This window comes from Mycobacterium sp., assembly GCF_049281135.1.
Lineage (GTDB): Bacteria > Actinomycetota > Actinomycetes > Mycobacteriales > Mycobacteriaceae > Mycobacterium.
The window spans coordinates 1-6,725 of record NZ_JBAPRN010000408.1 but is presented as its reverse complement, the minus strand read 5'-3'; the positions used below and the strand labels follow the sequence as shown (position 1 = coordinate 6,725).

7 protein-coding genes are annotated in these 6,725 nt (G+C 65.1%); 2 read left to right on the top strand and 5 right to left on the bottom strand.

All coding sequences use genetic code 11. The features are described from left to right. Positions 1-391 (top strand): phosphate ABC transporter ATP-binding protein (locus WAN02_RS16595; RefSeq protein WP_422265309.1); only part of this gene is annotated, 391 nt, incomplete at its 5' end. Here the strand turns inward: WAN02_RS16595 and phoU are convergent. The 5 genes from phoU to WAN02_RS16570 form a co-directional block, all read right to left on the bottom strand. Further along, positions 388-1,056 carry a phosphate signaling complex protein PhoU gene (gene phoU / locus WAN02_RS16590; protein WP_422265308.1) on the bottom strand — a complete coding sequence of 223 codons (669 nt, stop codon included), beginning with the start codon at positions 1,054-1,056 and terminating at the stop codon, positions 388-390. The genes WAN02_RS16595 and phoU overlap by 4 nt on opposite strands. A gap of 95 nt (positions 1,057-1,151) precedes the next feature. Beyond that, positions 1,152-3,302 carry an LCP family protein gene (locus WAN02_RS16585; protein ID WP_422265306.1) on the bottom strand — a complete coding sequence of 717 codons (2,151 nt, stop codon included), beginning with the start codon at positions 3,300-3,302 and terminating at the stop codon, positions 1,152-1,154. Positions 3,303-3,537: 235 nt separating this feature from the next. Beyond that, positions 3,538-4,671: a tRNA dihydrouridine synthase DusB gene (gene dusB / locus WAN02_RS16580; protein ID WP_422265305.1), complete on the bottom strand. Its 1,134-nt coding sequence runs from the start codon at positions 4,669-4,671 to the stop codon at positions 3,538-3,540. 6 nt (positions 4,672-4,677) lie between these two features. Beyond that, positions 4,678-5,694 (bottom strand): acyl-ACP desaturase, encoded by a 1,017-nt coding sequence (locus WAN02_RS16575; RefSeq protein WP_422265304.1) that lies wholly within the window; start codon positions 5,692-5,694, stop codon positions 4,678-4,680. 102 nt (positions 5,695-5,796) lie between these two features. Then, entirely contained in the window at positions 5,797-6,411 is a 615-nt protein-coding gene (locus tag WAN02_RS16570) for a TetR/AcrR family transcriptional regulator (RefSeq protein WP_422265303.1), read from the bottom strand. A 38-nt stretch (positions 6,412-6,449) separates the two neighbouring features. Here WAN02_RS16570 and WAN02_RS16565 point away from each other — a divergent pair. Beyond that, on the top strand, positions 6,450-6,725 hold a 276-nt coding region (locus WAN02_RS16565; RefSeq protein WP_422265302.1), incomplete at its 3' end, for an oxygenase MpaB family protein.

The following is a 6,725-nucleotide window of genomic DNA, read 5'->3' as shown; positions in this document are numbered from 1 at the left end:
GCGGGGCGCCAACCTGTGGGACGAGGTCATGGACCGATTGGACCGGCCCGGTGGTGGGTTGTCCGGCGGTCAACAGCAGCGACTCTGCATCGCGCGGGCCATCGCCGTGCAACCCGACGTGCTTCTGATGGATGAGCCGTGTTCGTCGCTGGACCCGATTTCGACGATGGCGATCGAGGATCTCATCGCCGAGTTGAAGCAGGAATACACCATCGTCATCGTCACGCATAACATGCAGCAGGCAGCGCGGGTCAGCGATCACACCGCGTTCTTCAACCTGGAGGCGGTCGGCAAGCCGGGCCGGTTGGTCGAGATCGACGACACCGAGAAGATCTTCTCCAACCCGACCCAAAAAGCCACCGAGGACTACATCTCCGGCCGCTTCGGTTAGCCGGATCTTGCGACGGTCTCGTCCTCGGGAAAGTGACCGGTCGCCTGGAAGATGACTCGTCGCGCCACCTCGACGGCGTGGTCGGCGAACCTTTCGTAAAAGCGGCCAAGCAAGGTCACGTCGACGGCTGCGGCCACGCCGTGCTTCCACTCGCGGTCCATCAGCACGGTGAACAGGTGGCTGTGCAGGTCGTCCATCGCGTCGTCTTCTTCGCGGATGCGGGAGGCTTTCTCCGGGTCTCGCGACTGCAGCACTTCCTGCGCGCTGTTGCCCAATTCCACTGCGACTCTTCCCATTTCGGCGAAGTAGCCGTTGACTTCCTCGGGCAGCGCGTGCTGGGGATGACGCCGGCGAGCGATTTTGGCGACGTGCAGCGCCAGTGCCCCCATCCGGTCGATGTCGGCGACCATCTGGATGGCGCTCACAATCGAGCGAAGATCGCCGGCGACGGGCGCCTGCAGGGCAAGTAGGACGAAAGCGCTCTCTTCGGCTTGAGTACTCAGCTCGGCGATCTTCTCGTGGTCGGAGATGACCTGCTCGGCGAGCACCAGATCGGCTTGCAGCAGTGCCTGTGTCGCGCGTTCCATGGCAACACCGGCGAGCCCACACATCTCGCCGAGCTGTTCGGAGAGCTCAGAGAGCTGCTCGTGGTACGCGGTTCGCATATGCCAAGCGTACTTTCTCAATTCCGCGTGCGGCATGAAGTGCGCTGTGAACTCGCGGTGAATGGCGGTTTACCCGCCGATTCTCGGCGGTTGTGTTATTCGCAGGTGGTGTCGGCCGCGTTGGTGACCGTCAGGTCGTCGGGAAGCTTGGTCGCCGGGGTACTGGCACTGCGATTGATCTGCAGGCTGACCGGTAACCCGGCCGGCGGGGGAGTGCCGACCGAGGTGAAGTCCGAGCCCAACACCACCTGCACGACCTGTCCGGTCCCGGTGATCCGCTCGACCTTGGAGTTCGCGAACGAGGCCGCGACCGTGGCGGCGGCTTGCTCGTTGCCGGGGGAGAAGAGCACCTTGGTGGTCTTGAGCGGGTTCGGGTAGTCGTCCGGCGACTTGACCCGGAACCCGTGCCGCTTCAGCTGGCTGCTGGCGGTGGTGGCCAAACCGGACTTGGCGGTCGAGTTCGACACCTGCACGGTGACGTTCTGGGGCGCGGTCGTCATCGCCTGGACATTCTCGGGGTGCGGGTCGGCGGCCTGGCTGGGCTGGCTGGTTTGACTGGACTGGGGGGCCTTGCTGCTCAGTGACTTGGTCGGCGGAGTCGATGTCGCGTTCATGTTGTTCTCGCCCGGCAGCCCTTCGTCGTCGATGATGGCGCTGAAAAGGGCCCGCATGTCTGCGGTGCGCGGCGGCTCGTCACCGTTTTCATCGGTGATGCCAGTCGGCACGGTCACAAAGGAGACGTGTCCGGCGTTCATGCCCTGCACCGACTGGCCTAGCTGGACGAGGTCCTTGGTCCTGACGTTGTCGACGTAGCTGTTGCTGACGAACATGTTCACCACGCTGTTGAGCTTGCTCAACGAGAAGAAAGTCTCCTTGGAGATCAGTGAGCGCAGCAGCGAGGACAAAAACAGCTGCTGGCGCTTGATCCGCCCGTAGTCGCCATTGTTCTCGGTCGTGACGTTGCGGGCTCGCACGTAATTCAGCGCGGTCTTGGAGTCGATCAGCTGACGTCCGGAGTGGGCCAGCACGGTGCCCAGCTCGTAGTCCTTCAGAGGTGTCGTGCTGCACACCTCCACGCCGCCGAGCGCGTCCACCATCTTGGCGAAGCCGGCGAAGTCGACGGCAATGAAGCGATTGATGCTCAGACCGGAGAGCTTCTGGATCTCCTTCACCAGACACTTCGGTCCGCCGAAGGAGAACGTCGAGTTCAGTTTCGTCTCGGTGTAGACGTTTCTGGGACCCCACTTCTTGGTGTCCGAGTCGTAGAGCGGGCCGTACTCGCCGGTGTCTGGATTCCACGCCTCGCACTGGATCGGCGTAATGGCCAGGTCGCGCGGAAACGATACTGCGACAACGCGTTTACGGTTCGCCGGAATATTGACCAGCATGATGGTGTCGGATCGGGCCCCGCCCGCGTCCTCGGTGCCGCCGGCGCCCATCTCGCCGTTGGCCCCGGCGCGAGAGTCCATGCCGACGACCAGGAAGTCTTCGTCGCCGAATTGCGCGTTCGGGTCGACGATGTCGCGCGACCCCAGGTCCAGTGCGCTGACCGTGTTCATTCGGTGGTTCTTCGAGGTACTCCACTCGTACGCCCCGCCGGTCATGGCCAGGGCCGCCGCCGCGACCGTGGCGACCACCAGACGGCCGGCCACCAGAAGCGCGCCGTGCCGGCGGCGACGCTTTGGCGCGGGCTCGTCGTCATCCGGCTCGACATCAGGTTTTTCGACGAGGCGCGCGGGGCGCGGCCGGACCGATGTTTTCGGCAGAAGAGTGGTCTGCACGACGTCGGCATCGGCGATCGACTGCTCGCGATAGATGGCATCGAGGTCGGGCAGGTCGTAGTTGTACTCCGGAGGGCTCAACGACGCGTAGGCGTAGTTGTCACCGTGCTCATCGCTGGGCAGTGGCGGTTCGGGTTCCGCCGTGTCGGTGTCGGGAGCCGCATGGTGGTGCCGCGGCCGTACGGCGACGTGGCCACCGACCTTGGCGATCAGATCGGCGACCGTGAGCCCACCGTCGGTGTGGGATCCACCGTTGCCGTGGTTTGCGACGGCGACGGGCGCAACCGGCGCCCGCACCGCCGATGGCCTCGTCCATCGATTCGCGACGGCGACCGTCTGCGTGGTGGTCCCGAACCGCTCCCACGGCGCGGCGCCTCGCGATCCAGGCGGCGTTCCGGTAAGCCCTATGTCATCGGCGTCAGGGCCGTGAGTGGCTGCATCGGCGCCAGCGTCGCCGTCACTCATGTCCTACCGGCCTCCGAATCTGATGAGGTCTCACGTGTCCGAGGGGGTGCCTCGGGGCGGCGCTGACGGTGCAGCGCAACGTATCCGCGCGACCGTGCGGTCGCATCGTCGTAGTAGTAGCCGTGCCACGCTGGTGGCAACTGGGCTCAGCCACTGGCGCGTGATGCAACAAGATCCACATGGTACTGAGACCGCCCCGGAAACGCGATCCGGGGACGGTGTCAGATGGCCGGCTTCAGCCGCCTGAGTGCATGACGTCCGCCCCGGATGGGACCGTGCAATCGTCGCGGTCCGTCAGCCAGCCGTCCGGCAACGCCACCCGCGCCGGTGATCCCTGACGCCCGCGCGGCCCCCCGGCGGCGGTGGGGAACGGTGTATCGCCGTCGAGTTTGTCCAGCAGACGGTCGAGTTCGTCGAGCGTCTCGACCAGCGCGAGGGCCCGCCGCAAGTCGGAGCCGGCCGGGAAGCCATGCAGGTACCAGGCGATATGTTTGCGCATGTCACGCATGCCTTTGTCCTCGCCGAAGTGGTCGCTCAGCAGCTCGCCGTGCCGGCGGATGATGTCGGCGACCTCGCCCAGATTGGGCGGCGTCGGCGTCGGGCGGCCAGTGAACGCGGCCGAGAGTTCGGCGAACAGCCACGGCCGGCCCAGGCAGCCGCGACCGATGACGACGCCGTCGCAGCCGGTGACGGCCATCATGGTCAGTGCGTCGTTGGCTTCGAAGATGTCGCCGTTGCCCAGCACCGGGATGGTCTGGACGTGCTGCTTGAGCCGGGCGATCTGCTCCCAGTCAGCAGTTCCGGAATAGCGCTGTGCTGCGGTGCGGGCATGCAATGCGACCGCGGCCGCGCCTTCGGATTCCGCGATGTGGCCGGCCTCGAGGTGGGTGTGGTGGTCGTCGTCGATGCCGATCCGGTACTTGACGGTCACCGGGATATCGGTGCCTTCGGTGCCGCGCACCGCCGCCGCGACGATCTGGCCGAACAGCTGCCGCTTGTAGGGCAGCGCCGCGCCGCCGCCGCGACGGGTGACCTTGGGCACCGGGCAGCCGAAGTTCATGTCGACGTGGTCGGCGAGCCCCTCGTGGGCGATCGTCTTCACCGCCGCATAGGTGGTGGCCGGGTCGACGGTGTAGAGCTGCAGCGAGCGTGGCGTCTCGTCGGCGGAGAACGTTGTCATGTGCATGGTGACGGGATGCCGCTCGACGAGGGCTCGGGCGGTCACCATTTCGCAGACATAGAGCCCGCTGACGGTGCCGACGCGGGCCTGCTCGAGTTCGCGGCACAACGTGCGGAAGGCGACGTTCGTTACGCCGGCCATGGGAGCCAGCACCACCGGGCTGGCCAGCGTGATAGGACCGATGCGCAAGACCGGCTACCGCCTGCTTAAGGAGAGCTTGCCCTCGGTGTTGTGCAGCTGTTGAGCGGTGATCCGCAGGTCGCCCCTGCGGGCTTCTCGCTCGAGCTGGCGCTGCTTGGAGATCTCGAACTTGTCGCAGGCCACCTCGAGCTCCTCGATCAGCACGGCAAGGTCGTCTCGCTCACGCGCAGCATCTCCGCTGAAGTCCTCGCGCTCGAAGATGCGCCACTTCTTCAGCACCGGCATCACGACCTCGTCGAGGTGGATGCGCGGGTCGTAGACGCCGCCGACGGCGATCATCACGGCCTTGCGGCGAAACTCGGGCACCGAGAACCCGGGCATCTTGAAGTTGCGCAGCACCCGGTGCAACGAATGCATCGCCTTGTTCGGCGCGATCTCCAGGCCGGCTTCGCTGACATCGCGGTAGAAGATCATGTGCAGGTTCTCGTCCTGCGAGATCTTGGCCAGCAGTTGATCGGCGATGGTCTCGTTACAGGCCTTGCCGGTGTTGCGGTGTGAGACGCGGGTGGCCAGTTCCTGGAATGTGACGTACATGACCGAGTCGAAAAGGTTCTCGGTCAACAGGTCGCCCTGATTGTGTTGCCCGGGGCTGAAACCCCTGTTCACCACTTCCAAGCGCAGCTTCTCCAACTCGACCGGGTCAACGGCGCGCGTCACGATCAGGTAGTCGCGCAGCGCGATGCCGTGCCGGTTCTCCTCGGCGGTCCAACGGTTGACCCACTGACCCCACGCGCCGTCCATGCCGAAGCTCATCGCGATCTCGCGGTGATACGACGGCAGGTTGTCCTCGGTCATCAGGTTCTGCACCATCGCCACCTGCGCGACGTCGGTCAGCTTGGACTGCCCGGGCTCCCAGTCTTCGCCGCCGAGCGCGTAGAAGTTCTTGCCGTCCGACCATGGGATGTAGTCGTGCGGGTTCCAGGCCTTGTGCATGCTCAGATGCCGGTTCATGTTCTTCTCGACGACCGGCTCGAGTTCACGCAACAGGTCCAGGTCTTGAGGATCCGGCACGGTGTCTCCCAGTTATCTGTGTCTGTCGGTTTCAGTAAATATATCTGTTCATGCCGGTGACATTCAAGTTCCGTCTCTCCGGGACTTTCCGCGTCGTCGTGGCTAGTGTGCTGTAACCCTGCTGAGCAGCATTTCCACGCAGTAGTCGATGAATTGCTCGCGGCTGGCGGCCAGCCGCCCGTCCAGGTACGCGGTGAACAGCGCGGTGAGGCCGCCGATCAAGCTGGTGGCGATCATCTTCTGTCGCACCGGATCGCCGATCTGGGTCAGCTTGCGCTGCAGCAGGTCGATGAAGTTGGGCATCCATTGCGCACCGGAGTGCACCAGAACTGGTTCCACCGACGGGGCCAGCAAGAGCACCCGCCCGCGCACCGGGTCGTCGACCATCAGGGCGACGAATTGCTCGACGGCCTCGCGTGGCGTCGCGGCCGACGTCAACGCCGACATCGCCCTGGTGCACACATCGTCGTAGACCGCGCGCACGAACTCGTCGCGATCGGTGAAGCTCTCGTAGAAGTAACGTTCGGTCAGTTCGGCCTGCCGGCACACCGCCCGCACGGTCACCGCCGGACCGCTTGCCTGGCCGAGCAGCTGCACGCCGGCGGCGACGAGTTCGTCCCGCCGCATGGCCTGGCGATCCTCGAGAGGGATACCCGACCAGCGACGCGCGCGTTGACCGGACGGCACTTCACTCCTAGACTCGTGCTGACAACGCATGTAGTCAGATTGCCTGACTGGGACAGGAAATTGCACCAGTGACTCAAGATACGTCTGCGGCAGCCCCGGTTGCGGCGGGTTGTCCGGTTTCGCCGCTGGGATACGAAGCCCCGCCTCAGCCGCTCGGCCCCGACTCGCTGACCTGGCGGTATTTCGGTGACTGGCGCGGCATGCTGCAGGGCCCGTGGGCCGGTTCGATGCAGAACATGCATCCGCAGTTGGGCGCGGCCGTCGAAGAGCATTCGACGTTCTTTCGGGAGCGCTGGCCTCGGTTGCTGCGATCGCTGTACCCGATCGGTGGCGTCGTCTTCGAC

Coding starts and splice junctions, on each gene's coding strand:
- phoU (WP_422265308.1), bottom strand. CDS start 1,056: ATGCGAACCGCGTACCACGAGCAGCTCTCTGAGCTCTCCGAACAGCTC.
- WAN02_RS16585 (WP_422265306.1), bottom strand. CDS start 3,302: ATGAGTGACGGCGACGCTGGCGCCGATGCAGCCACTCACGGCCCTGAC.
- WAN02_RS16570 (WP_422265303.1), bottom strand. CDS start 6,411: ATGCGTTGTCAGCACGAGTCTAGGAGTGAAGTGCCGTCCGGTCAACGC.